General features: G+C 47.0%; 29 protein-coding genes and 1 pseudogene. 19 read left to right on the plus strand and 11 right to left on the minus strand.

Features of this window, described 5'->3' with window-relative positions; genetic code table 11:
• Positions 1–464 precede the first annotated feature (464 nt).
• Both NST20_RS04600 and NST20_RS04605 read right to left on the minus strand, forming a co-directional pair.
• Positions 465–1,244, minus strand: coding sequence for a lytic transglycosylase domain-containing protein (locus tag NST20_RS04600; protein WP_342400164.1), 780 nt, complete (start codon positions 1,242–1,244; stop codon positions 465–467).
• Positions 1,241–1,825, minus strand: a complete 585-nt coding sequence (locus tag NST20_RS04605; RefSeq protein WP_328195774.1) for a CYTH domain-containing protein — start codon at positions 1,823–1,825, stop codon at positions 1,241–1,243. The genes NST20_RS04600 and NST20_RS04605 overlap by 4 nt, the downstream gene beginning before the upstream one ends.
• A gap of 136 nt (positions 1,826–1,961) precedes the next feature.
• Between NST20_RS04605 and NST20_RS04610 the strand changes: the two genes are divergently transcribed.
• From NST20_RS04610 to NST20_RS04625, 4 genes are read left to right on the plus strand one after another with little or no spacing between them, the layout of a single operon-like run.
• Entirely contained in the window at positions 1,962–2,345 is a 384-nt protein-coding gene (locus NST20_RS04610; RefSeq protein ID WP_237349093.1) for a hypothetical protein, read from the plus strand.
• A gap of 22 nt (positions 2,346–2,367) precedes the next feature.
• The gene (locus tag NST20_RS04615) at positions 2,368–3,003 is read left to right on the plus strand and encodes a GTP pyrophosphokinase family protein (protein WP_342400165.1); all 636 of its coding nucleotides are present in this window, start codon (positions 2,368–2,370) and stop codon (positions 3,001–3,003) included.
• 36 nt (positions 3,004–3,039) lie between these two features.
• Positions 3,040–3,834 (plus strand): NAD kinase, encoded by a 795-nt coding sequence (locus NST20_RS04620; RefSeq protein WP_133536515.1) that lies wholly within the window; start codon positions 3,040–3,042, stop codon positions 3,832–3,834.
• An 8-nt stretch (positions 3,835–3,842) separates the two neighbouring features.
• Complete coding sequence (locus tag NST20_RS04625) at positions 3,843–4,715, plus strand: RluA family pseudouridine synthase (protein WP_342400166.1); 873 nt, start codon at positions 3,843–3,845, stop codon at positions 4,713–4,715.
• A 38-nt stretch (positions 4,716–4,753) separates the two neighbouring features.
• Here the strand turns inward: NST20_RS04625 and prpE are convergent, their stop codons facing one another.
• Positions 4,754–5,491, minus strand: coding sequence for a bis(5'-nucleosyl)-tetraphosphatase PrpE (prpE, locus tag NST20_RS04630; RefSeq protein ID WP_061565385.1), 738 nt, complete (start codon positions 5,489–5,491; stop codon positions 4,754–4,756).
• Positions 5,492–5,878: 387 nt separating this feature from the next.
• Between prpE and fabI the strand changes: the two genes are divergently transcribed.
• Complete coding sequence (fabI, locus tag NST20_RS04635) at positions 5,879–6,658, plus strand: enoyl-ACP reductase FabI (protein WP_342400167.1); 780 nt, start codon at positions 5,879–5,881, stop codon at positions 6,656–6,658.
• Between the two features lie 81 nt (positions 6,659–6,739).
• Here the strand turns inward: fabI and NST20_RS04640 are convergent, their stop codons facing one another.
• A complete protein-coding gene (locus NST20_RS04640) occupies positions 6,740–7,438 on the minus strand; it encodes a hypothetical protein (protein WP_342400168.1) in 699 nt (232 codons plus the stop codon).
• Positions 7,439–7,705: 267 nt separating this feature from the next.
• Here NST20_RS04640 and NST20_RS04645 point away from each other — a divergent pair, with 267 nt between their 5' ends.
• The gene (locus tag NST20_RS04645; protein ID WP_019721844.1) at positions 7,706–8,419 is read left to right on the plus strand and encodes a CotO family spore coat protein; all 714 of its coding nucleotides are present in this window, start codon (positions 7,706–7,708) and stop codon (positions 8,417–8,419) included.
• Positions 8,420–8,467: 48 nt separating this feature from the next.
• On the opposite strand, the gene NST20_RS04650 is transcribed toward NST20_RS04645, so the two are convergent.
• Positions 8,468–8,908 (minus strand): CotY/CotZ family spore coat protein, encoded by a 441-nt coding sequence (locus NST20_RS04650; RefSeq protein WP_029141795.1) that lies wholly within the window; start codon positions 8,906–8,908, stop codon positions 8,468–8,470.
• 158 nt (positions 8,909–9,066) lie between these two features.
• Here NST20_RS04650 and NST20_RS04655 point away from each other — a divergent pair, with 158 nt between their 5' ends.
• The 6 genes from NST20_RS04655 (at position 9,067) to NST20_RS04680 (ending at position 12,669) form a co-directional block, all read left to right on the plus strand.
• Positions 9,067–9,423, plus strand: a complete 357-nt coding sequence (locus NST20_RS04655; RefSeq protein ID WP_013858807.1) for a DUF1360 domain-containing protein — start codon at positions 9,067–9,069, stop codon at positions 9,421–9,423.
• 326 nt (positions 9,424–9,749) lie between these two features.
• On the plus strand, positions 9,750–10,214 hold the full coding sequence (locus NST20_RS04660) for a sporulation protein (protein WP_013858809.1): 465 nt from the start codon (positions 9,750–9,752) through the stop codon (positions 10,212–10,214).
• A gap of 16 nt (positions 10,215–10,230) precedes the next feature.
• Positions 10,231–10,707 carry a stage V sporulation protein AC gene (gene spoVAC, locus NST20_RS04665; protein ID WP_071451811.1) on the plus strand — a complete coding sequence of 159 codons (477 nt, stop codon included), beginning with the start codon at positions 10,231–10,233 and terminating at the stop codon, positions 10,705–10,707.
• Positions 10,707–11,717 carry a stage V sporulation protein AD gene (gene spoVAD, locus NST20_RS04670; protein ID WP_342400169.1) on the plus strand — a complete coding sequence of 337 codons (1,011 nt, stop codon included), beginning with the start codon at positions 10,707–10,709 and terminating at the stop codon, positions 11,715–11,717. Before spoVAC ends, spoVAD begins: the two co-directional genes overlap by 1 nt.
• Before the next feature lie 388 nt (positions 11,718–12,105).
• Positions 12,106–12,462, plus strand: coding sequence for a stage V sporulation protein AE (gene spoVAE / locus NST20_RS04675; protein WP_014095703.1), 357 nt, complete (start codon positions 12,106–12,108; stop codon positions 12,460–12,462).
• A gap of 84 nt (positions 12,463–12,546) precedes the next feature.
• Positions 12,547–12,669 (plus strand): YjcZ family sporulation protein, encoded by a 123-nt coding sequence (locus tag NST20_RS04680; protein WP_342400170.1) that lies wholly within the window; start codon positions 12,547–12,549, stop codon positions 12,667–12,669.
• 1,309 nt (positions 12,670–13,978) lie between these two features.
• Here the strand turns inward: NST20_RS04680 and NST20_RS04685 are convergent.
• Entirely contained in the window at positions 13,979–15,154 is a 1,176-nt protein-coding gene (locus tag NST20_RS04685; RefSeq protein WP_342400171.1) for an IS256 family transposase, read from the minus strand.
• 305 nt (positions 15,155–15,459) lie between these two features.
• Here NST20_RS04685 and NST20_RS04690 point away from each other — a divergent pair, with 305 nt between their 5' ends.
• Both NST20_RS04690 and NST20_RS04695 read left to right on the plus strand, forming a co-directional pair.
• Positions 15,460–15,717 carry a stage VI sporulation protein F gene (locus NST20_RS04690; RefSeq protein WP_014095701.1) on the plus strand — a complete coding sequence of 86 codons (258 nt, stop codon included), beginning with the start codon at positions 15,460–15,462 and terminating at the stop codon, positions 15,715–15,717.
• 101 nt (positions 15,718–15,818) lie between these two features.
• Entirely contained in the window at positions 15,819–16,073 is a 255-nt protein-coding gene (locus tag NST20_RS04695) for a hypothetical protein (RefSeq protein ID WP_061575858.1), read from the plus strand.
• A gap of 224 nt (positions 16,074–16,297) precedes the next feature.
• Here the strand turns inward: NST20_RS04695 and NST20_RS04700 are convergent, their stop codons facing one another.
• The 3 genes from NST20_RS04700 to NST20_RS04710 form a co-directional block, all read right to left on the minus strand.
• Positions 16,298–16,726 carry a GNAT family N-acetyltransferase gene (locus NST20_RS04700; RefSeq protein WP_342400172.1) on the minus strand — a complete coding sequence of 143 codons (429 nt, stop codon included), beginning with the start codon at positions 16,724–16,726 and terminating at the stop codon, positions 16,298–16,300.
• 5 nt (positions 16,727–16,731) lie between these two features.
• On the minus strand, positions 16,732–17,244 hold the full coding sequence (locus NST20_RS04705; RefSeq protein ID WP_342400173.1) for a 2'-5' RNA ligase family protein: 513 nt from the start codon (positions 17,242–17,244) through the stop codon (positions 16,732–16,734).
• A 67-nt stretch (positions 17,245–17,311) separates the two neighbouring features.
• On the minus strand, positions 17,312–18,043 hold the full coding sequence (locus tag NST20_RS04710) for an alpha/beta hydrolase-fold protein (protein ID WP_342400174.1): 732 nt from the start codon (positions 18,041–18,043) through the stop codon (positions 17,312–17,314).
• Between the two features lie 329 nt (positions 18,044–18,372).
• Here NST20_RS04710 and NST20_RS04715 point away from each other — a divergent pair, with 329 nt between their 5' ends.
• Together NST20_RS04715 and NST20_RS04720 are read left to right on the plus strand one after the other, a co-directional pair.
• Positions 18,373–18,534, plus strand: coding sequence for a hypothetical protein (locus tag NST20_RS04715; RefSeq protein ID WP_342400175.1), 162 nt, complete (start codon positions 18,373–18,375; stop codon positions 18,532–18,534).
• 15 nt (positions 18,535–18,549) lie between these two features.
• Positions 18,550–18,708 carry a hypothetical protein gene (locus NST20_RS04720; protein WP_013858822.1) on the plus strand — a complete coding sequence of 53 codons (159 nt, stop codon included), beginning with the start codon at positions 18,550–18,552 and terminating at the stop codon, positions 18,706–18,708.
• A 435-nt stretch (positions 18,709–19,143) separates the two neighbouring features.
• Here NST20_RS04720 and NST20_RS04725 read toward each other — a convergent pair whose 3' ends face one another.
• A complete protein-coding gene (locus NST20_RS04725) occupies positions 19,144–19,299 on the minus strand; it encodes a hypothetical protein (protein WP_013858824.1) in 156 nt (51 codons plus the stop codon).
• On the minus strand, positions 19,296–19,439 hold the full coding sequence (locus NST20_RS04730; RefSeq protein WP_342400176.1) for a hypothetical protein: 144 nt from the start codon (positions 19,437–19,439) through the stop codon (positions 19,296–19,298). The genes NST20_RS04725 and NST20_RS04730 overlap by 4 nt, the downstream gene beginning before the upstream one ends.
• A 587-nt stretch (positions 19,440–20,026) precedes the next feature.
• Here NST20_RS04730 and NST20_RS04735 point away from each other — a divergent pair.
• The 3 genes and pseudogenes from NST20_RS04735 to NST20_RS04745 all read left to right on the plus strand — a co-directional run bounded on the left by NST20_RS04735 (position 20,027) and on the right by NST20_RS04745 (position 22,542).
• Positions 20,027–20,902: an ROK family protein gene (locus NST20_RS04735; RefSeq protein WP_013858826.1), complete on the plus strand. Its 876-nt coding sequence runs from the start codon at positions 20,027–20,029 to the stop codon at positions 20,900–20,902.
• 321 nt (positions 20,903–21,223) lie between these two features.
• Positions 21,224–21,559: a hypothetical protein gene (locus tag NST20_RS04740; RefSeq protein ID WP_014095689.1), complete on the plus strand. Its 336-nt coding sequence runs from the start codon at positions 21,224–21,226 to the stop codon at positions 21,557–21,559.
• A 220-nt stretch (positions 21,560–21,779) separates the two neighbouring features.
• A pseudogene (locus NST20_RS04745) lies at positions 21,780–22,542 on the plus strand (SDR family oxidoreductase).
• Positions 22,543–22,662: the final 120 nt, after the last annotated feature.

Here is a 22,662-nt window from a genome sequence, read left to right on the forward strand (position 1 = left end):
AGAACACGCTGCATACAGGCCCGAAATGTTCTTTTGAATCTGTAAAAGGGAAAAAAACGCGGGCCCGAGACCGGGGAAATGTCCTTCATCGGGGTGATGAAGGACAAAACGCAGGTCGCCGAACATAGAAATGTCCTTCATCGGGCCAATGAAGGACAAAACGCGAGCCCGAGACCATGGAAATGTCCCTCATAGGGCAGATGAAGGACAAAATGTTGGCCGCCAAACATTGAAATGTCTTTCATAGGGTAGATGAAAGATAAAACACGGGCCGCCAACCATTAAAATGTCCTTCATCGGGATGATGAAAGACAAAAAATATGCCCCAAAATATTAAAATGTCCTTCATACGGCAAATGAAAGACAAAGACAAAAAAGTGGAGCCTTGACCGGGCAATGCCCCTCATCAGTTTCAGAAATTTCCCCGTAAAAAAAATGCCGCACAGGGCGGCGGGTTTCAATCGTTATGCCAAATGATTCATAATCGATGAGACGTATTGCTGTGTTTCTTTGAATGGCGGAATACCGCCGTACCGGTCGACATTGCCGGGGCCTGCATTATAGGCGGCCAATGCAAGCCGGGCATTGTGACCGTATTTTCCCAGCAAAGATTTTAAATACTTTGTGCCGGCGTCCACGTTTTGTTCCGGGTCAAGTACATTGCTTACACCGAGCGAGGCCGCTGTTTCCGGCATCAGCTGCATCAAGCCTGCTGCGCCAGCCGGACTGACTGCATCCGGACGATAACCGGATTCTTGTTTGATGACAGCTTGAATGAGCTTTTCCGGGACACCGTATTTTGCGGATGCTTGCTGGATCGCCTGGCTGATTTTCGCCGGGATTCCGCCACTGACGGAAGCGGCTGTTGTCTGCGTGCTTTCTGAAGCTGAGCTTTGGGCAGAAGCCGAAAGGGCCGCGGTCCCTGTCTGCGCCGCAGCTGGCGTTTCCTTACCCGACAGCGTGCCGAATCCCGTTGAGGCGGGCAACGCGTCAAGCGCCGGATTTTCCCCCGTTAAAGAAGAAAATGGATTGAACGCCAGGTTGAAAGCTGCTGCCAGGGCCGATAACGATCCGGACGCGTCTTTACCGCTTCCGCCAGAAGCCGTTGCATTTTCCATAAAGCTTGACAGCATCTCCTGAAAAAGAGAGGTGCTGTTGCCCGTTTGAGCAGCATTGCTGCCGGGAGAAAGCGACTGCAGCGCCTCCAGTTCCATTAAAAACGCGATTTGGCTGATTGTACTCATCTCTCATTGCTCCTTTTTGCCTCATAAAAGCGGAGAACCTTGTTTTTTGCCGGATGGTGCGGGATGCCGTATGTTTCCAGCAATTTTAAAAATTGTTTTGTGCCTGTTTCCAGTTCACTTACTTCATATTCTATCTCAAAATCTTCCTTGTTTAAATAAAAATTATGGTCAAACACGAGCAGCCCGCCTTCATATGCAATTTCAGCCCGCTTCGTTACAAGCTTTCCAAAATACACCAATTTACTTGGTGCCACCTGCAGTTCCATTAATTTTTCCATGACTTCGCCTTCCGGAAACCAGCCCTCGTTTTTGAGCTTTTGAAAAACTTTTTCGCCGATCATCTGGCTTGTTTCCAGCAGCCCGGTTTTTTCCGGCGTTTTCAGGGTGAGCTGGAAGCGTCCTGTCTTTTTCCGGACACGCAGGGCCGATTTTCTACGCTTTAAAGCAAAATCAGGCGTATCAAAATAAAAGTTTTTCTGCTGTTTAAAATCATGTTCCGCGATGCCAAAAGCCCGGGCAAGGCGGCAGAAATCACGGCGGGTGACCATATTTTTACATTCAATTTCAATTTCTTTGCTCATGATAAGCCCTCACTTCCATCATCATTATACTAAAGCGAATCCTTTCCTTAAAGTGTCTATTCTCTGTGGAGATATGGTAAAATAAAATGGGATTGAAACTTGTTCTCCGATGGGAAGGAGAGGGAGGGAAAACGGATTGCGAAAGATTATTGAACTGGGGCAGCCTGAATGGAAAGACGGGATTCTCGAACTGTATGCTGAGCGCCCGGATGTTTCCATGCGGAGCCTGAAGCCGGCAGGGCAAATGATCGTCGATTCGGATGCCTGTGCGTTTATCTATCTGGCTGAAGACGACGGCTGTGAGGATTATACATATTTATATTTGCCTGTTCCGGTTTGGAAAGAGATTCGGACGGCGGCATTTGAACATAAAAAAGTGGTTGCTGTTTCAAAAGATGGAAAATTGGAGCTTACAGGGCTTGATGAGGAACTTCATTTTTTGCTCGATAATATCCGGGGCAACAGCAATTACGGAAAAAAGATGCTGGATAAGGTAGAGGCCGTTTTTGCATTGGAATGAGATCCGAAGAGGTGATCAGGCAGTGGATTGGGAGGAATTTTTAACCCCGTATAAACAGGCTGTTGATGAATTAAAAGTAAAGTTAAAGGGGATGCGCACCCAATTTGAAAAAGAGCATACCCATTGCCCGATTGAGTTTGTAACAGGGCGTGTAAAGCCGGTAGCAAGCATTATAGAAAAAGCAAACATAAAAGGCATCCCGCTTAGCCGGCTGGAGACGGAAATGCAGGATATCGCCGGGCTCAGAATGATGTGCCAGTTTGTGGATGATATTAAACTGGTTGTCGGGCTTCTCAGGCGCCGAAACGATTTCCGGATTGTCGAAGAAAAAGACTATATTTCGAATAAAAAACCGAGCGGCTACCGGTCTTATCATGTCATTATTGAATATCCGGTGCAGACGATCCGCGGGGAAAAGAAAATTCTTGCGGAGATCCAGATCCGGACGCTGGCGATGAATTTTTGGGCAACGATTGAACATTCTTTAAACTATAAGTATAAAGGCAGGTTTCCCGAAGAAATTAATATACGGTTGAAGCGGGCTGCCGAAGCCGCTTTCCGCCTTGATGAAGAAATGTCCGAGATCCGTGAAGAAATTCAGGAAGCCCAAATGTATTTTTCAAAAAACAAAGAGCGCGCGGAACAAAAAAAGCCATGAAACCGGTGGCAAAAAAAGAAGGGGAGGGGAAGCAGCTTGAAATTTGCCATCACTTCTAAAGGGGATACGGAATCCAATATATGGATGCATAAAATCCGTTCTTATTTGCAGGATTTCGGGCTTGTTTACGATGAAGCACAACCGGATATCGTGATCTCGGTCGGCGGGGACGGCACGCTTTTGTATGCTTTTCACCGCTACAGTTCCCGGCTTGACCGGACGGCTTTTGTCGGGGTGCATACCGGCCATCTCGGCTTTTATGCCGACTGGATGCCGGATGAAATTGAGGAGCTGGTCGATGCGATCGCCCATAAAACTTACACTACGGTGGACTACCCGCTTCTTGAAGCGATGATTGCGTATGAGCACGGCGGCCACGAAACGCGTTACCTTGCGTTAAATGAGTCAACGGTCAAATGCGTGGACGGCACCTTTGTCATCGATGTTGAGATCAATGGCCGGCATTTTGAGCGTTTCCGCGGCGACGGATTATGCCTTGCCACACCAAGTGGCAGTACGGCTTATAATAAGGCGCTCGGCGGGGCTATTGTCCACCCTTCCCTGCAATCGATCCAGCTCACCGAGATGGCATCCATTAACAATAAAGTGTTCCGGACAATCGGCTCGCCGCTTATTTTGCCGGGGCACCATACTTGTGTGTTGCGCCCGGTCCGGCAGAAAGATTTTTTGGTAACAGTTGACCATTTAACGCTGCTCCATAAGGAAGTCCGGTCCATCCAGTACCGTGTGGCAAAAGAAAAGATCCGGTTTGCCCGTTTCAGGCCTTTTCCTTTCTGGAAGAGGGTGCATGATTCTTTTATTTCGGATTAGGTGAAAACATGTTGACATTATCGTGGACAATTACAGAAGCTGAGGCACATCAGGAACTGAAAGAATTTTTAAAAGCGCGCCATATCTCGAAACGGGCGCTTGCGGATATTAAATTCCGCGGCGGGCTGATCCTTGTGAACGGCCGCGAAGTAACGGTCCGTTATCGATTGCAGCCGAATGATACGGCCGCAATTGTTTTTCCAAAAGAAACCCCGAGCCCCAATCTTACGCCCGAAAATATTCCGTTTGGCCTTATTTATGAAGATGAAAGCGTGCTTGTTGCGGATAAGCCGGCGTTTATGAATACGATCCCTTCCCGCGAGCACCCGTCCGCAAGCCTTGCAAATGCAGTGCTCGGCCATTACCGGAAAAAAGGGACCGAATCCGCAATCCATGTTGTGACCCGGCTTGACCGGAACACATCCGGGCTTGTCCTGGTTGCAAAAAACCGTTATATCCACCATTTATGCAGCCTGATGCAGCAGAAACATGAAATTTTCCGGACGTATGAGGCGCTCGCGGAAGGGGTTTTTACTGAAAAAAGCGGCACGATTGAAGCCCCGATCGGGAGAAAAGAGACGAGCATTATAGAACGCGAAGTCCGGGATGGCGGCCAGTTTGCGCGCACCCGTTATGAAGTTGTCCGGCAATTTCCGGCATATGCATATGTGCGTCTCCGGCTTGACACCGGCAGGACGCACCAGATCCGTGTCCATCTTTCTTATATTGGCCACCCGCTTCTCGGTGACGGACTGTACGGCGGAAACACGAGCCGCTTCACCCGTCAGGCGCTCCATTGCAGTGAGCTTTCATTTCAGCACCCGGTTTCAGGGAAAGAAATGCATTTTCTTTCTAAACCGCCCTTTTTGGATCTTCTTTAATATGATCCGGTAATTTTTGCCTTATAGACGATTAAAATTCAGGCGAACGTCCTGAATTTTTCTCCCACATATGGCATCAAAGAAGGGACGGAGACGGTTTCAATTTCCGGATACCGGAGTGCCGTCAGTTTGCCGCCGAATACGCAGCCGGTATCAATATTGACCGTGTGGCCGCTAAATCGCGGTTCTTTCACCGGCGTATGCCCGTACACAATCCAGCCTTCCCCCTCGTCATTTTTCGCCCAGTCGCGGCGCACTGGTGTCCCGTCCGGATTGGTTTCCCCGGTAATATCACCGTAAAGCACAAAAGTCTGCACCGGTTTGTTCATCTTACCAATATCCTTGCGCCGGATGCCGGCATGGGCGATGACAAGCTTGCCGCCGTCCAGAACAAGATAAAGCGGGGACTTCTCATACAATTCCATAAATTGTTTGCTATGCCGTTCCCGCTCTTTTACGGGGAGCGCCTCCAGTTCCGCCACCGTTGTTTCAAGGCCGTGCTTCTGCTGGACATTTCTCCCCAAAAAATAACGGTACAGCTTGTTGCAGTGGTTGCCGGGGACGTACAGGCCAAGCTTCTTTTTCCACAATCGATAGACAGTATCGGCCACTTCCAAAGATGCCGGCCCACGGTCTGTCAGATCGCCGACAAAACCAAGCAGCCGGCCCGCCGGATGAACGGGAATGCCGTTTTCCCATTGATAGTCCATTTTTTCCGTGAGCTTCCTGAATTCCGCCATGCAGCCGTGTATATCCCCAATGATATCGATTTTCACGACATTCGCTCCTTGTATAATAAGTTTAAATCCAAAGTGGATGTCAATTTCCGGTTCATTCTGCTTATTGACAAGTGAGTATAAGATTTTATATTCCGGGCGAGCCCGGAATACAAGTTCGGGCTTGGACGCTTTGCGATGTTCCCGGATAATGTTCTTAGGATCGTTAGGGTCAATGCTTAGCGCTCCTTCCATCTCTATCTTATGTTGTCCGGCGCGCCTGAACAAATGCCGGCAGCTGAAAAAAGTTTGATTTTCCCCGGAGCCCCGGCACGTTCATCGCGAAACAAATCAAACGCAAGTGCTTTTCAAACCCGAAAAGTTCATGTAGAATTGGTATCAGGTACTAAAAATCGCATATAAATTGTGAATAAAGGAGTTAACACGATGCATTTATCTTTGGAAAATAAAACATTTGTTGTGATGGGAGTTGCAAATAAGCGCAGTATTGCCTGGGGAATTGCCCAATCGCTTGATGCAGCAGGCGCAAGGATTATTTTTACCTATGCGCTCGACCGGAATGAAAAAAGCATCCGCGAACTTGCTGAAACGCTGAACCGAAAGGACTATCTGATCCTTCAATGTGACGTGGAAAGCGACGAGCAAATCCAGTCATGCTTTCAAACGATCAAAAATGAAGCCGGCACGATTAACGGCATTGCCCACTGTGTTGCGTTTGCCCGCAGGGAAGAATTAAAAGGCGACTACACAAACGTGACGCGTGAAGGATTTTTACTGGCCCATAATATCAGTTCCTATTCGCTGTCGGCCGTTGCCAAAGCGGTGAAAGAACTGGAACTCATGCCAAACGGGGGCAGCATTGTCACCCTTACCTACCTCGGCGGTGAACGCGTCATGGAAAATTACAATGTGATGGGCGTTGCGAAAGCTTCCCTCGATGCAAGCGTCCGCTATTTGGCATATGACCTCGGGAAGCTCAACATCCGCGTCAACTCGATCTCGGCCGGCCCGATCCGCACACTGTCGGCAAAAGGGGTCAGCGACTTCAACAGCATTTTGAAAGTGATGGAAGAAAGGGCGCCGCTTCACCGTGGTGTTGATACGAGTGAAGTCGGTGATACCGCGCTGTTTCTCTTTAGTGACCTGTCGCGCGCTGTTACAGGCGAAAACATTCATGTGGATGCCGGCTATCATATTATGGGCTAACGTGGGATGCAAACAGCTTGTCCGGCGCGCAGATGAAAAAAAGCCAGGAAGTGAAACCTTCCCGGCTTTTTTGGCATGGCATCAGTCTCTGTAATCTTTTTTATGGCCTTTTTTCTTGTCATCATGAAAGTGGTCGTTATCTTCAATTTCTGCAGCAGAGAAGGTGTAGCTGACGACATTTTGAGGCGTCAATGTAATGGTTCCAAGCAGTGTAGGTGCAGCCCCTGGAATCGTTGTATCTGGAGCAAAAGTACCGAGTTCAATGGTTAAGAAGTATTCATTTTTCCCTTTGGACGGATCGGTATCCACGGCGTGAACCGTAGTTGTCACGTTTTCAAAAAGCAGGGTAACAAGCCCGCCGGCTGCAAGAATGGCAATGCCAGAAACCGCGCTTTCATCCGTTTTTTGAGAGATGAGTGTTGTACCGGAAGAATTTCTTCTCCAGATTCTGAAGGTTGCCGGAATGGTTAACGGAATGACGATCCCTGTTCCTGCTCCTGTAACGGCCGCAATTAAGGCTGCAAGTGTTACACCGAGCGGCAGGTCTGCCGGCGACCATTCGACAGTTGCGAGCAATGAAACGCGGTCATCATAATCATCTACTTTTACATCTACTTCCGCAATGGCGTTTGCCATGTTAAAGACGCCTGTCACAGGTACAGGTACGGACGGCGACTGATCCACATCGAATTCCGAAAGAAGACCCCGTTCTTCCTCGTCTTGCCGTTTGTGGCGGCGATGATCATCATAGCAGCTGCCGTTTGAGTCATAATAAGACATTTAAATGCCTCCCTTCGTTTTGTTCATATATTCTACTCATCCGCATATTTTTGGAATAGACGGATGGTAGCTTATAAAAGCACATTTTTTTGCTTTATCAATTTGTGCCAATATGCTGTGAAAACCTCTGTTCCGTTCCTTGTCCCCAAAACATACGATAAGGCAGAAATATCAAATGATTGGGAGATTCCAAGCCCCTAGGCACATTTCTTATTTCCGCGCATAGTTATAAAGCGAGCCAGAAATCAGAGGAGGGATTTTGGAAACATGGAGGAGAGCCAGTACAGCAGCCAAAAACCGCTTCTTTATATTATCCAGCCGAAAAATGTTCCGCTCGCGATCAAAATGCAGAAAGTGTACAGAAATGTGGTTAGCGAAAAACCTGAACATGCCGTCCATGGGACGATCGCGGAACCAATGCCTGCCGGCGGCGATACAGGGCATGCCGAAGAGAAAAACAATACAGCGGCACAGGAGGAAAAAGCAGAACAGGGACAGCCCATACCAAATAAAACGTCAGAACAGGAAAAAACAGAAGGAGCTGCGGAACGCGGGGGAGCCGTAATTGTTCCGGCCATGGCAAAGGCGGCAAATAGTTTGGAACACGATGGAGCGTCGAATGCCGCGGAACAGCAACAGGCGGCAAATGCTGCGGAACCCGCCGGAGCGGTGGAAGCGGAAACGGCTTTTGAAACGGACGGCGCTGGCACAACCGGCACTTTGCCGGAACAAGAAACCGTCCAACCGCCATCGAGGAAACGGTTTAAAGAAATGACAGTCCATGAAAAAATTGACTATTTAATCCATAAGCCGCGGTTTCTGCCGGAAATCCCCGTCATGATCCAAACGAACAGCACCGCCTATCGTGCCGTGATCCTTGAACGGATGGAAGACCAATTGTCCGTCATGTCTTTTTCTTCCATGGAAACGGCCTGGATCAATCTGGATGAGATCACGGACATTAAATTGCTGGTCCAGTAAAGCCCCGGAAAAAAAGTCGATAAGCGGCAACTTATCGACTTTCATACATTACAAATTGACAAATGTATCTTCGAGACATTGAATGGCAATGAAGTCGGTTAAATCAAGCGTGATGCACGTATCGGTTACTTCAAAATGGACCCTTGAATGGCCGTCGTGATGTTCGCAGACACATTTTAAAACCCGTACAACAGCACAGCATCCTTCCACATTTTCGACTCTTAAAAATTTCGATTTTTCGCAGAAGTCGTCGCAGCTGTCAAAGTGGTGATTTTTGTAAAATGGTTCAAAAGCACAACCGTCTTTTGTATATAGAATGAATGGACGTGTGTTGACATGTGAATGTTTTTCCCTGTTGGCACCGAGCACTGGATTCAAGCAGTTGGTCGGGCAGCTGCTGTCTTCCACCGCAGCATCCTGCAAATCGTTGATGAATTGTACGACATCACAAACGCAAGTACGGGAATATTCATGGGATTTACTGCTCATTCATTTTTCAACTCCTTCAATGGTTTAGTTTCAGTACACTATAGAATATTGTCTCAGTGCTTTTTTTGTTACGAATGTCCCCGCGTTTTTGCAAAAATAGGCAAACAACTTGCATGGGGCATTTTGCATCCGGATCCTTCCGGGGAAGGAGGCAGGAAATGGTTTCCTATTGGCTTGATTTCGTCCTGCTTGCACTGGCCAGTTTCAGGCTGACGCGCTTATTGGTTTACGATAAAATTACGGCCTTTTTACGAAAACCGTTCCATAAAGAAATAACGGAAATAGCGCCTGATGGCACAGTAGAGGAATTTATTGAAATTAAAGGAACAGGGATCAGAAAATGGATTGGCGAATTATTAAGTTGCCACTGGTGCACCGGCGTCTGGTCCGCCGCCATCCTGTACGGGGGTTGGGTGCTTTTTCCGCAAATCGGGTTGCCTGTTGTCATGATCCTTGCAATCGCCGGCCTGGCAAGCTTCCTCGAGACCGTCCTTTCGCGGATCATGGACGAATGAAGTGAACAACCATAAAAATACCGCATACGATAAAAAAGGAAGCGCGAATCTTGAGGAAAGGATGGTAAGATTATGGGCAAACCACGCATCAAAATTCCGGTCACCCCTTCATCCGTCCCGGCGTATAAAAACGACCAGAAAAAAGTCAAAAAAGGCGGATGCGGCTGCGGTGGCAAAAAAACGCGATAAAGCTAAGGCGGAAGGCAGGATTGCACTTCCGCTTTTGTTTTCCCCATTTTCCAGGATGCGGCAAGAATTTCTAATTATAAAATCTGCGCTTGCGCGAAAAATAGAGAGGTAAAAGTTGAAAGCGCAGAGGGATGAGTATGAAAAAAATCATGTATGTTTTAGCTTCAGTATGTTTGCTCTCCGGCTGCGGTTTTAACGGGCCGGAACACAAGGACAGCAAAATGGCGCTTGTGAAAAAAACACAACCGTCGCCGGTGAGACTCACTAACACCGGGAATAAGGCCGTTTCAGGGCAATTGAAAAAAGATGTCCTCGGCTTTGACAGCATTTACGATGTGGCCATCATTGAAGGGCCGAAAGAAACATTGGTTGCCTACAAAGTCAGGCATCTGCACCGTTTTAAAATGAAGAAAATCGAAAAACAGCTCAACGCCTTTTTAAAGAAACGCTACCCCGGGCGCAAATTTATCACTTCCAGCGACTATAAAATTTTCCTGGAAACCGTCCGCCTCAAGGAAGATATGGACAAGCACAGAATTTCAGTCGGCAAGGCAAAAAAACGTTTTAAAGACATCATCAAGCTGAAACAGGAATTAACATAGGAAAAGGGCTGAGACAATGGCAAACAAAAATCAAAACAAAACACCCGAACAAAAAGCGTATGATCAGTTCGAAAAAAAGCATGAGATGAAAAGGCCGGTGTTAAAAAACTGCATCCGTGCATTTTGGGTAGGCGGCTGTTTTTGTCTGGTTGGGCAGGCCCTTACTTACTTCTATATATACATGTTTAATTTCACCGAAAAAACGGCCGGCAACCCGACAACCGCCACAATGGTGTTTTTATCCATGCTGTTGACCGGCTTTGGCATTTATGACCATATCGGGCAGTACGCCGGTGCAGGGAGCGCGGTGCCGGTAACGGGCTTTGGCAATTCCGTCGTTTCCGCTGCGATTGAACACCGGACGGAAGGCTATGTGCTTGGCGTCGGCGGGAATATCTTCAAACTGGCCGGCACCGTCATTGTATTTGGTGTGTTTTCCGCGTTTGTTGTCGTCCTGATTCGGACCGTGGTCATGATGTGGGGGGGATCGTAATGCCCGCAAAATCGCAAACATGGACTTTCACGAACCGTCCGGCCATTCTTTCAACCGGTGTTGTCGGGGGCCCGTTTGAAAAAAAGGGGCGGATAGCAGGCGATTTCGACCGGTTTTTTGAAGATTTGTGGATCGGCGAGGATTCGTATGAAAAAGCCCAGCGCAAACTGATCGAGGAAGCAGTTAGCATTGCCCTGAAAAAGCGAAACCTTAAGGAAACCGATATTCAGTTTTTTCTCGCTGGTGATTTGATTAACCAAATCACGCCGACAAGTTTTGCGGCAAGGACAAATGCGATTCCTTACGTGGGCCTTTTTAGCGCCTGTGCCACTTCGATGGAAAGCCTGGCGCTTGCCGCTTTCATCATTAATCACGGCGGGGCGGAAAAAGTGCTGGCAGGGGCTTCGAGCCACAATGCAACAACAGAGAAGCAATTCCGCTATCCGACCGAATACGGCGGGCAGAAACCGCCGACTGCACAATGGACAGTGACAGGGGCGGGATTCGCGGTGGTCGGTACGGAAGAAAACGGGCCGGCGCCGCGGATTACATCGGCCACGATCGGAAAAGTACTGGACCTTGGCATTTCCGATCCGTTTAATATGGGCGCTGCAATGGCGCCGGCAGCGGTCGATACGATTGAACAGCATCTCCGGGAAACCGGCCGTGATCCATCTTACTATGACTTGATTGTGACCGGCGATTTGGCGAAAATCGGGCGTTCCATCGCGCTCGATCTTTTCAAACAGAAGAATCTTGATATTCGCAGCGAACAGTTCCAGGATTGCGGCCTGATGGTATATGACAAGTCCCAGCCCGTCCAGGCCGGGGCAAGCGGTGCCGGATGTTCAGCGATTGTCCTGTATGGCCATTTGCTAAACGAAATGAAAAAAGGCCGATACCAAAAAATTTTGCTCGTCGCAACCGGCGCACTATTGTCGCCTTTGTCTTATCAGCAGGGCGAAACCATCCCGTGCATCGCGCACGCCTGCGCCATCGAGTATTTGTAAGAAAGGGTATTGCCTAGGTTGCGTTGCGGCATGGATTGAGCCTGCGCCATCGATATTTGCTTAGGTTGCGGCACGGATACGGATAATTTGAGGTGCGCGATCGAGTATTAGGTTGCGGCACGAGTTGTTTGAGGCTACGCCATCAAATATTTGAAGAAAGGGTCATATGGTTGGGTTGCAGCACGGATTGTTTCGGCCTGCGCGATCGAGTATTTGCTTAGGTTGCGGGACGGATTGTTTGAGCCTCGCGATCGGATATTTGTAAGAAAGGGTCTTATGCCTAGGTACCGCGGATTGTGTGAGCCTGCGATCGAGTATTCGCTTAGGTTGCAGCACGGATTGTGTGAGCCTGAGCGATCGAGTATTTGTAAGAAAGGAAGGATGCGTAATGCTTGCAATGTTTTTCTGGGCCTTTGTGATTGGTGGGCTGATTTGTGTGATTGGCCAGTTGCTGTTTGATGTCGCAAAATTATCGCCGGGGCATACGATGAGTGTCCTCGTCACGGCCGGCGCGATTTTATCGGGCCTCGGCCTTTATGAACCGCTTGTAAATTTTGCCGGTGCCGGAGCGACCATTCCGATTACAAGTTTTGGCAATTCGCTTGCAACCGGCGCCATGCAGGAAGTGCAAAGGCACGGCATTGTCGGGGTATTGACCGGCATGTTTGAAGTCACATCTTCCGGCATTTCGGCTGCGATTATTTTCGGATTTATCGGCTCGCTCCTCTTTAAGCCAAGAGGATAATCATGCCGTCCCTGACACACGCCTATACCGAATGCCTGCACCTTACATATTGTATAGTGTAATACAAGAAGTGAGGTGAAAAACATGTTTGGATACGGTTATGGCGGCGGCTGCGGTTACGGCGGTGGTTACGGCTACGGCAGCACGTTTGTATTGATCGTTGTTTTGTTCATTCTGTTAATTATTGTCGGTGCAAGCTTCTGCTGACAAGTTGCGGGGAGGATTCCCCGCTTTTTTTATAGCCGGAGAGGGGAAATTTTTGGAGGGGAACGGGCACAAAATGCGAGGCCGGGAATCGGTGAACTGTTCTTCATAGGGCGATGACCGAGCCGCCTCTAATTGGACAAAAGCCCCGGTATCCGAGCGTGTTTTGTTTAATTGGAAGATCCAATTAGACAAAAGGCCCTCGTCCGGCGTAAGGTTTGTCTAATTAGGGGGTCTAACAATACAAAAGCCCTGGTACCTGAACGTGTTTTGTCCTTTTGGTAGCTTCAAAAAGACATTTCGGGCCCGGATGCATCGTGTTTTGTCCTTTTGACGGCTTCAAAAAGACATTTCGAGCCTGGATACAGCGTGTTTTGTCCTTTTGACGGCTTCAAAAGGACATTTCGAGCCCGGATGAAACGTGTTTTGTCCTTTTGGCAGGTTCAAAAAGACATTTTGGACCCGGAAGCAGCGTGTTTTGTCCTTTTGACGGTTACAAAAGGACATTTCGGGCCCGGAAGCAGCGTGTTTTGTCCTTTTGGCAGGTTCAAAAAGACATTTCGAGCCCGGATGCAACATGTTTTGTCCTTTTGACGGCTTCAAAAGGACATTTCGGATCCAGACGTAACGTTTTTTGTCCTTTTGACGGCTTCAAAAAGACATTTCGAGCTCGGATGAAACGTGTTTTGTCCTTTTGGCAGGTTCAAAAGGACATTTCGGATCCAGACGTAACGTGTTTTGTCCTTTTGACGGCTTCAAAAGGACATTTCGAGCCCGGATGCATCGTGTTTTGTCCTTTTGGCAGGTTCAAAAAGGCATTTCGGGTCCAAATACAGCTTGTTTTTCCTTTTGGCAGCTTCAATGAAAGACAAACCCCAGGCCTGGCAAAGCCGAATTGTCCTTCATCGGAGTAATGAAAGACAAAACACTGGCCTGGCAAAGTCAAATTGTCTTTCATCGAGGTGATGAAAGACAAAACACCGGGCGGATAACGCCGAAATGTCCTTCATCGAGGTGATGAAGGACAAAACTCAGGTCGGGAAATGCAGAAATGTCCTTCATCAGGGTAATGAAGGACAAAACCCAGGCCGAAAAACGCCAAACTGTCCTTCACCAGGTTGATGAAAGAAGTCAAGTCCAGGTTATTGTGTAAATTTATGGGCAAATGTTTTCAACCACCCCTTCATTTTTTCGGCTTAACTTCCATGGGTTTTTTTCTTCATCTCCGGGAAGGGATGTCAAATGCCTTTCAATTTGACATCCCTTCCCGGAGATGAAATCATCCATGATGGAAGTTAAGCTGAAAATGCTGCTAACTATTCTTTCCCATAAGTGACTTCCTCTTCGAGTATTCTGTATCTTGATACTGCATTAAAACGGCACCAACCAAACGAAAAGCAGATTGGGTATTAGGAAAAATGCGAATGACCCTTTCCCTTCTACGAACCTCTTGGTTAAGCCGCTCGAGGGAATTAGTACTCCGTATGTGCATACGGATATTCTCAGGAAAGTTCATGTATTGGATAGTATCTTCAAAACCTTCATCTAAAATGGCCAGGGCTTTTTCAAATCTTGCTTCTGTACCAAATTTGTTTATTAATTCATCTTTAAACTTGCGTATGTCCTCAATCGTAACGGCCTCAAACACGCGCTTAATCATCACCCGGATTTCTGCAGTATCTTTTTTGGGCAGTTTTTCAATGATATTGCGTTTAAAATGAACATTGCACCTTTGCCAAGCAGTGCCAATGAATTCCCGTTGTATTGCTTTCTGAAGGCCCATGTGAGCATCGGAAATAACGAGTTTTGGTGATTGGAGTCCACGTGATTTAAGTTGTTTAAAAAATGAACTCCAACTCTCCAAACTTTCTGCATGGTCAACGCTTAAACCCAGTATTTCACGTGTATTCTTCTCTGTAATGGCAGTCGCAATATAAACAGCCTTTGATACGACCTTATGGTGCTCCCGTACTTTTATATACATGGCGTCCACAAACACATAAGGGTAGTAGGTTGTATTCAACGGTCTCTCGGCCCAAGCATTCACAATGGGATCCAGTTTTTGCTTAAGGGAAGAGACAAACGACTTGGATACATTCTTACCGCAAAGCTGTTCTACGACATTTGTGACCTTACGGGTAGAGACGCCATTGATGACCATCTCCAACATTGAAAGGACGAAAGCTTGGTCACATCTGGCATACTTTTCAAATAAGGTAGTTGAGAATTCGCCATTACGTGTCCGGGGAACTTTTAATGTAACATTGCCGATGCTCATCAACAGCTCGCGTTCATAGTAACCGTTCCGGTAATCCCGGCGTTCAACAGCGCGTTCATAAGGGCTCGTTTTTAAATAGTCATCCCTTTCCTTTTCCATAAACTCGTTTAACACGAGGACAACCGCAGATTTAATTACCGCGTCAAGATCGGAAGTCATGATGGCTTCTTTTAAAACATCCAAATTTAGGTTAAACTGTAAGTGAGTCATTTTATCTCCTCTTTTCATTGTTTATTGTTGTTGAAAACAGTGTTGCCAAGAGTTGATAAAATGACTCCTTCTTTTTACACAATTATACGGACTTAATCGATGAAAGACAAAACAAGTGCCATGAAACATCAAACTGTCCTTCATCAAAGCACTGGCTGTAAATCAAGCTTGTGCACCGGGAAAATGCACTTTTTTGCAATGAAAAATTCCGGCTAACACGTTTTCAATTGAAAATCCACTTTTGTACTGTCAATCCGGCTTCTTTTTTCATACGATAAAACAGCTTGAAGAGAGGAGCGACGAAGGTGGATCATCAGTTTTTCAAGAATATCGAAAAGAAGACAGGCGTTAATATGAATGACATTTTCCAGCTTGCAAATTCCTTGCAGAACGCGAACTTTAAAGATGAAAATACCGTCCGCGGCATCATCCAGCGCGTCTCGCAAATTGCAAACAAACGGGTACCGAAAGAGCTGGAAGACAAAATTGTTGAATCGATTGTTAAAGACGGGAAAAAACTGGATTTTAACACGATCAACAAAATGATGAACAACGGAAAGTAATCAAAGCGGGCTTGCAAATCAGATGCAAGTCCGCATTTTTCTGTTTAAAATGAAAGAAGAAAGGGAAAAGAATATAGAAACAATTTAGAGGGGTGACTGCCATGAGTTTGATCGCTCCAATTCCCGATTATCAGGCAAGCCAGTACCGGCTTTATGACGGAATGTCCCTGCGCCGGCTTGAAGTGGAAAAAGCAGGTGCCGTTTCGAGGGCTTATCCTGTTAAGCGGCAAAACGGCGTCACGGGTGGAACAGAATACCATTTTAAAGCAAATGAACAACCGGCAAGAAAACCGCCAAAAAGCCGGATCATCGCAAACATTACCGGCCTGGGGCAATATATTGATCTTTCGGTTTGAAACTTTTCCCGCTGGAGTGCGAATTTTTACTCCGGAAAAGCAGCAAGATTGAAAAAGCGATTATAAAATAAACAAAATATTGCCGCTTGGTTGCCTGCTGAAAAATTGCATCATCATGCAAATTGGTTTATATCACCTAAATATTGAAAAAAAGCGGCGAGACACAACTTCTCGCCGCTTTTTCACGGATTTGGGGCTTTTTCTCCAGCTCGGGGTTCTGGATGTTATTTGATCGGTTTCTCCATTGTTTTATGCGGAATGCCGGCATCGAGAAATTCACCGGAAACAACACGGTATCCGAGTTTTTCGTAAAAAGGAATCGCGTGTGTCTGTGCGTTTAATTTGCATTTTTGCACGCCTTGTTCTGCGGCATAATGTTCAATTGCCAGCATCAGTTCCCGGCCGGCCCCTTTGCCGCGCACGGACGGAAGGATGCAGATGCGCTCCACTTTCCCGTACCCATCCACCATTCGAAAACGCCCGGCGCCTGAGGGTTTCCCTTCATTATCGTACAGCAGAAAATGCGTGCACTCTTGTTCCAATGCGTCAATTTCTTCTTCAACCGGGACGTGCTGCTCTTCTACAAATACTTTTTTTCGAATTTGAAAAGCCGTCTCCAGTTGTTCTTCATTTTCTACAATTATTACGTCCACATTTGTTAATCCTTTCCGAGATGATAGGTCTCATAAACGGTCCAAACCCCGTTTTCAAGCTGATATAAAAGATGGAACCGGTTTACCTTTTCCTCGTGGTCAATGCCAACCATTTCCAGCTGACGGAACACATCGGCGTGTTCCTCTTTAGACAACTCCTGTCCGATGGTAATATGCGGCACAAACGGGTACGGAGGCGGCCCGCCCGGCAGACGGTCCCTGAAATCCGCGAAAAGCCCTTCCAATTCCGGCGTTGGTTCAACTTTAAAATAAATCGTATTGCTGACAGGTTCAAAAGATTTCACTTTTGTTACTTTCAACAAAAACGGGTTGTATTTTTGGGAAATTTCCTTCAGTTGCCCGCGAAAAACTTCCGCCTCTTCTTCGGATGCCTCGAACGCTGCTTTTAGCGTAATATGCGGCGGAATCAGCGCGTATTTCGGATCATAGCGTTTCCGATAGGAGTTGACAAGGTCCTGCAGTTTTTTTGACGGAAAGACAACAAGCGCATATTTCATAAAATGGCCTCCTCTTTCTGGATATTAAGCCGTTATGATACAATTTTATCAGAAAAATGGCCGAAAATTAATCTTTTTTAAACAGGTACTTGAGGGCACGCGGCAAATCTTTTTGCCAGTACTTCCAGGAGTGGACGCCGTCAAATTCGTCATAAAATCCGGGGACCCTTTTTTCTTCCAGGATTTGATGCAGGGTTCGGTTCGGCGTGATAAAATTCTGGATCTTGCCGTCGGTCGTTTTTACTTCCGTCTCCTCTTTTCCGACAATATGGTAAATGTCCATCAGCTTTGGATCCGTACATTGTTTAGCAGCTTCCATCACTTTTTCATTCACGAGCGGCGACATTAATGCGGCTTTTCCAAATGTATGGGGGTACTTGAATGCCGCCATGAGCGAGACGGTTGCCGCCAGTGAGTCTCCTGCCAGCGCCCGGCCCGATGCCATTTGTGCAGTCGGAAACTCACGGTCAAGGAAAGGGGCAAGTTCATGCGCCAAGAACCGGATATAAGCGGCATGTTGCTCGCCGTCAGGATGGTATTTCCGGCGCCTGTCTGGGATATCCGCATAAGGGATCCCGACAATAATCAAGTTTTCAATTTCGCCTTTTGCAAGCAGTTCATCCGCGGCACGTGCAATCCGGCCGAGCTGGAAGAAGTCTTTTCCGTCCTGGCATATGCATACGGCATATTGATAAAGCGGGGAAAAACGCGCCGGCAAGTATACCCAGAGATTGAGCGTTTCCCCGAGCTCCCTGCTTTCAAACGGGATATCTTTAATCGTGCCTCTTTCAATTTCCATACGATGAAAACCTCCTTCTTAAGATGGGGATGCCCCGCCGTCCCGGAAAAAATTTACACAACCCGCTGCCTGTAAATTCAGTTTACCAGCCCATACGAAAAACATCCAGAATCCGGCAACGCGGCCGCACCGGATGCAGGAAAACGGTTAATTTTGGGCAAGCGCAGGGGCACAATTCCAAGTTTGAATGCCGGAAAAAAGTGCGCAGTACCCGGCTGCATGTTGGGGATGACCCTGCCGAAGCCGGGAACGCAAAAAATGGAAACGACAATCCGGCGCGCATGTTTTTCCGGAAGCGGACGCATATTAAAAGAAAGGAGGCGATCCGTGTGAAATGGAATGAACAAGCTGCACCAAACAACCACCAGGCTTCCGCTGATTTGCTTGCGGAACAAAGCGATGAAACAGAATTTCAATACGAAGAACTTTCAGACGGCGGCGAGCGGAATAAAGTGATACAAGAACAGAAAAAACGCCGTACGCACTTATAATAGAGGTGGGGTTCCATGAAAATCAAAATCGGGCAAGTATATAAAGAAAAGCAGCATGAAACACTTGCCATGGTGGTCGCAGTCCAAAACGAAAGCATCATGCTCGGCACTGGCAATCTCGTATCGCCAAAAACGATTGAAGACCGCTATGTCCTTGTCCGGGATGCCGAATAACGGTGCCCCGGACTATTTTTTTGCAGCAACCTTAAAAATAAAGCATGCAATTGCATATCCGGCCAACAGATCAAATGAGAATATCAGAATCGGGATAAAGATCGCGCCAGCGCCTTCGTCCGGGAGATAGTAGGCAAACAACCGGGATATCAGTTGGTTGATCAAATACGCCAATACGAGAGTCAGGCAAAATTTCACCACCGCTTTAATGGTTCTCACGCCCTTCGTTTCATTTTGATTGTAGCCAAAATAAAAAGACCGGCAAAAGCCGGTCTTTAAGGGGGTATTGCTAGACAACAAAAAGGGGGGGTTGTCTAGTTGGTATAGGGTTTTGTAACTTGTCCTTGCTACAGGTATAATAGTACGGGTTTTTTCCTAAAAGATCATGAAAGAAAAATAAGTTTTTGATGAGAATTGTCGATTTTTGTTGAAATCCTACTCCTTGTCTTGAGGGGCAGCATCGTTGCTGTCCCCGGCCTGTGCCTTGTATTTTTCCACGATCTGCGCGATTTCTCCTTTATCCCCTTTTGCGTTGATCATTTCAAACCATTCGTTTAACCCTTCAGAAGTTCTTTTACCATCGTTTTTCATGGCTTTCCTTCTTTCCTCTTTTCCAAATATTTTTTGATTTCGGGCCTGCAAAACATGGCTGCGATGGCAGGCGGCACTACAAACATAAAAAATACAAAGTATAACGTGTTCATCACATGGAGATAAAACCAGGTTTCCATATCGTCACCCCCGGGTTTGCTTCTATGTATATTTTTTCGCCCGGCCTCTTTCTTATACCGTATAAATTGGTTTTAACCTGTAAATCATATAAGGAAAAAGAAGGGAGACACCGCAAATGTTCAAGCGCCTGTTAGATTTGTTCAAACTGGACACAGCAGGGGATTGGGAAGATTGGGATCTGGACGATGAAAATTTGGAAGACGGCTGGGATGAAGAGGACGACGAGGAGATATAAAGCAGGTTTACGGGCCGGGGCATCTGATTGCGCCGGCTTTATTGCGAAAAAAAACCGGCACAATGCCGGTTGGTAAGGGGAGTTTTTTCTAGACATTAAGGGGGGGTATCTAGAAACTTAAGGGTTTGTTGCTTTTTCCTTGCTACAGCTACAATATAACCCTCTTACACTAAAAAGCCATGAAGAAAAAATGAGAAAAAAATGAGAAACAAATTTGTCACAATTTATGCGGGTTCCGATCATAAACACTTAACCCAATTGAAGAAAACGGTATACTAGAATGAGAGATATTTACCTTTCCGTTATGAACGGAGAGGCTCATTAAACCAATTCTATTGAGGGGGAATCACCATGCTTTTTGGCGGAGTGGAAGCAGGCGGTACAAAATTTGTTTGCGCAACGGGAGATGAAACCGGGAAAATTCAGGAAAGAGTTGAGCTCCCGACGCGCGATCCGGAAGAAACGGTGAAAGATGTAATCGGATTTTTTTCAAAGTTTGAGACAAAAGCAATCGGCATTGCCTCATTTGGGCCGATTGACGTCAATCCGGAAAGCGATACATATGGATACATTACAACAACACCGAAAACGGCCTGGCAAAATTATCCCATTAAACAAACGATAGAGAAAGCATTGGGCGTTCCGGCCGGCTTTACGACAGATGTGAACGGGGCTGCACTCGGGGAGTCGGTGCTTGGCGCGGCGAAAGGGCTGGACAGCTGCCTGTACATTACAGTTGGTACCGGCATCGGGGCTGGAGCCGTTGTAAAAGGCAATCTTCTTGAAGGATGGTCGCACCCGGAAATGGGGCATATATTGGTGCGCCGCCATCCGGATGACCATTATGAAGGGGCATGCCCTTACCATCATGACTGCCTCGAAGGACTCGCAGCCGGTCCGGCAATCGAAGCGCGGTGGGGGCAGAAAGGAAAAGAGCTCTCAGACCGCCCGGAAGTCTGGGAAATGGAAGCAGATTATCTGGCACAGGCGCTCATGCAATACGTTTTAATTGTGTCGCCGAAAAAAATCATCATGGGCGGCGGGGTAATGCACCAACAGCAATTGTTCCCGCTGATCTACAAAAGGCTGGATGAGCTGATCAACGGTTATATCAAGCTGCCTGAACCGCTGTCCGAATATATTACGTCCCCGGGCCTTGGCAACGACGCCGGCATTACAGGGGCGATTTTGCTCGGAAAACAGGCATATGAAACAGGTAAATTATAAAACAAAATTTAGCTGAGTGCTGGCTGCTTCTCCGATTTTTCGATTTAAATCGGCATAAATCGAGGGAGTGGCTGGCGTTTTTTTATGTATATTTTCTTCATAAAGACGATGAAGTTTTATTTGGAGCCTGCATAAAGACTGAATCAAAAACTTTTGCCAGGTCCCTGTTCTATTCGTGCCGCGCTACCAAAAAATAGATGTGAAAACCTTAACAAGACGGTAATTGGGGTAGCTGAAGCCTGAAGTTTCTCGACCGGAAAGAATGAATAAGTTATAATAAATATGATTCTGAATTTTCGTCTAAAAACAGGGGGAGTCTTTTTGATAAAGAAACGGAAATATGTGTTAACTTTTGTTTTACTGCTATTGCTGGCTGCAGGGATCTATGCCTTTGCTTTCCGGCAATCTGCAAAGTTTTTTGGTTTTCCTATTCCTGTAAGCGCAAAGCTTGTAAAGGATAAACAGTCCGTAGAAATGTATAAATGGTGGGAAGCAAGTGAAGTGAACGGGCTCCCCTATGTTTATCGGAAGGAAATCCAGTGGTGCGGATGGAAGCAAATTGACCGGGAAGGTGCTATGACTATCTATGAAAAAAAGGGGAAAAAAGTGTCTGTCATTTCATTCGATAATACTTTTTCTGTCGCAGAAGAAGACTAATCGAAGCTACCTTCTAGTCTTTCTGCAAGGCAAGAGAAGCACCTTGGTTCTTACCCGATATTACCCGACGTTTGGGGCAATTTTTCAATTTTGACTTCTATTTAACTTTTACAACTGAGGTTCGTCTTTAAAAAGTTTGGAAGATGAATAGCGATAGGATATAATATTTGTGAGCGCCTTCACGAATAAATGGAAGCGCATTCATAAAGGAGCGGGAATGATGGCAAAACTGGATGGAAAAGCTGCGGTTGTAACAGGTGCTGCCTCCGGTATGGGCAAGGCGATTGCAGCTCTTTACGCAAAAGAAGGAGCAAAGGTGGTGGCATCCGACCTCAATTTGGAAGGTGTGCAGCAGACGGTTGCTGAAATAGAAGCTGCAGGCGGCACGGCTCTGGCAGTCCAAGCCAATGTGGCGAGCGAAGAAGATGTGCAACATTTGATGGATACCGCTGTGAAAGAGTATGGAACGCTCGATATTCTTGTCAACAATGCGGGGATCATGAATAAATATGGTGCCGGCGGGGGATCTGACAGACGCCCTGTGGGAAAGGGTGTTTGCTGTCAACACAACCGGGCCGATGCGTACGATCCGCAAATCACTCCCGATCTTTATTGAAAAAGGAAACGGCGTCATTATCAATGTCGCTTCTGTCGGCGGGCTGAACGGGTCGCAGGCCGGCGCCGCTTATACGGCATCCAAACACGCGGTGATCGGGTTGACGAAAAATGTCGGATTTCAATACACACTGAAAGGGATCCGCTGCAATGCGATTGCGCCAGGCGGGGTGGAAACGAATATCGGCACAACCATGAGCGAGCCAAATGCTTTCGGGCTTGAGCGGGCAATGTCCGGGTCGGCAATCAACCCGAGAAACGGAAAACCGGAAGAAATTGCGACTGTCGCCCTGTTCCTTGCTTCAGACGATGCTTCCTTCGTAAATGGTGCTGTGATTACGGCAGATGCTGGGTGGACGGCTTATTAATTTCAAAAAAAGCGGCGGGAAAATATAGAAAAACCCGCTGCTTTTTTTGAAAACACTGTTTGTCAAATGTACAAAGCCAGCTATATAAAAATGAACTTCAGTTTGCATCAAGCCCGGGCA

Origin of the sequence: Weizmannia sp. FSL W8-0676, from assembly GCF_038593015.1 — a bacterium.
Lineage (GTDB): Bacteria > Bacillota > Bacilli > Bacillales > Bacillaceae_C > Weizmannia > Weizmannia coagulans.

Excerpts from the sequence above, each read along its gene's own strand:
- NST20_RS04600 (WP_342400164.1), bottom strand. The coding sequence starts at position 1,244 with ATGAGTACAATCAGCCAAATCGCGTTTTTAATGGAACTGGAGGCGCTG.
- NST20_RS04605 (WP_328195774.1), bottom strand. The coding sequence starts at position 1,825 with ATGAGCAAAGAAATTGAAATTGAATGTAAAAATATGGTCACCCGCCGT.
- NST20_RS04625 (WP_342400166.1), top strand. The coding sequence starts at position 3,843 with ATGTTGACATTATCGTGGACAATTACAGAAGCTGAGGCACATCAGGAA.
- fabI (WP_342400167.1), top strand. The coding sequence starts at position 5,879 with ATGCATTTATCTTTGGAAAATAAAACATTTGTTGTGATGGGAGTTGCA.
- NST20_RS04640 (WP_342400168.1), bottom strand. The coding sequence starts at position 7,438 with ATGTCTTATTATGACTCAAACGGCAGCTGCTATGATGATCATCGCCGC.
- NST20_RS04645 (WP_019721844.1), top strand. The coding sequence starts at position 7,706 with ATGGAGGAGAGCCAGTACAGCAGCCAAAAACCGCTTCTTTATATTATC.
- NST20_RS04650 (WP_029141795.1), bottom strand. The coding sequence starts at position 8,908 with ATGAGCAGTAAATCCCATGAATATTCCCGTACTTGCGTTTGTGATGTC.
- NST20_RS04655 (WP_013858807.1), top strand. The coding sequence starts at position 9,067 with ATGGTTTCCTATTGGCTTGATTTCGTCCTGCTTGCACTGGCCAGTTTC.
- NST20_RS04660 (WP_013858809.1), top strand. The coding sequence starts at position 9,750 with ATGAAAAAAATCATGTATGTTTTAGCTTCAGTATGTTTGCTCTCCGGC.
- spoVAC (WP_071451811.1), top strand. The coding sequence starts at position 10,231 with ATGGCAAACAAAAATCAAAACAAAACACCCGAACAAAAAGCGTATGAT.
- spoVAD (WP_342400169.1), top strand. The coding sequence starts at position 10,707 with ATGCCCGCAAAATCGCAAACATGGACTTTCACGAACCGTCCGGCCATT.
- spoVAE (WP_014095703.1), top strand. The coding sequence starts at position 12,106 with ATGCTTGCAATGTTTTTCTGGGCCTTTGTGATTGGTGGGCTGATTTGT.
- NST20_RS04680 (WP_342400170.1), top strand. The coding sequence starts at position 12,547 with ATGTTTGGATACGGTTATGGCGGCGGCTGCGGTTACGGCGGTGGTTAC.
- NST20_RS04685 (WP_342400171.1), bottom strand. The coding sequence starts at position 15,154 with ATGACTCACTTACAGTTTAACCTAAATTTGGATGTTTTAAAAGAAGCC.
- NST20_RS04695 (WP_061575858.1), top strand. The coding sequence starts at position 15,819 with ATGAGTTTGATCGCTCCAATTCCCGATTATCAGGCAAGCCAGTACCGG.
- NST20_RS04705 (WP_342400173.1), bottom strand. The coding sequence starts at position 17,244 with ATGAAATATGCGCTTGTTGTCTTTCCGTCAAAAAAACTGCAGGACCTT.
- NST20_RS04710 (WP_342400174.1), bottom strand. The coding sequence starts at position 18,043 with ATGGAAATTGAAAGAGGCACGATTAAAGATATCCCGTTTGAAAGCAGG.
- NST20_RS04720 (WP_013858822.1), top strand. The coding sequence starts at position 18,550 with ATGAAAATCAAAATCGGGCAAGTATATAAAGAAAAGCAGCATGAAACA.
- NST20_RS04725 (WP_013858824.1), bottom strand. The coding sequence starts at position 19,299 with ATGAAAAACGATGGTAAAAGAACTTCTGAAGGGTTAAACGAATGGTTT.
- NST20_RS04730 (WP_342400176.1), bottom strand. The coding sequence starts at position 19,439 with ATGGAAACCTGGTTTTATCTCCATGTGATGAACACGTTATACTTTGTA.
- NST20_RS04735 (WP_013858826.1), top strand. The coding sequence starts at position 20,027 with ATGCTTTTTGGCGGAGTGGAAGCAGGCGGTACAAAATTTGTTTGCGCA.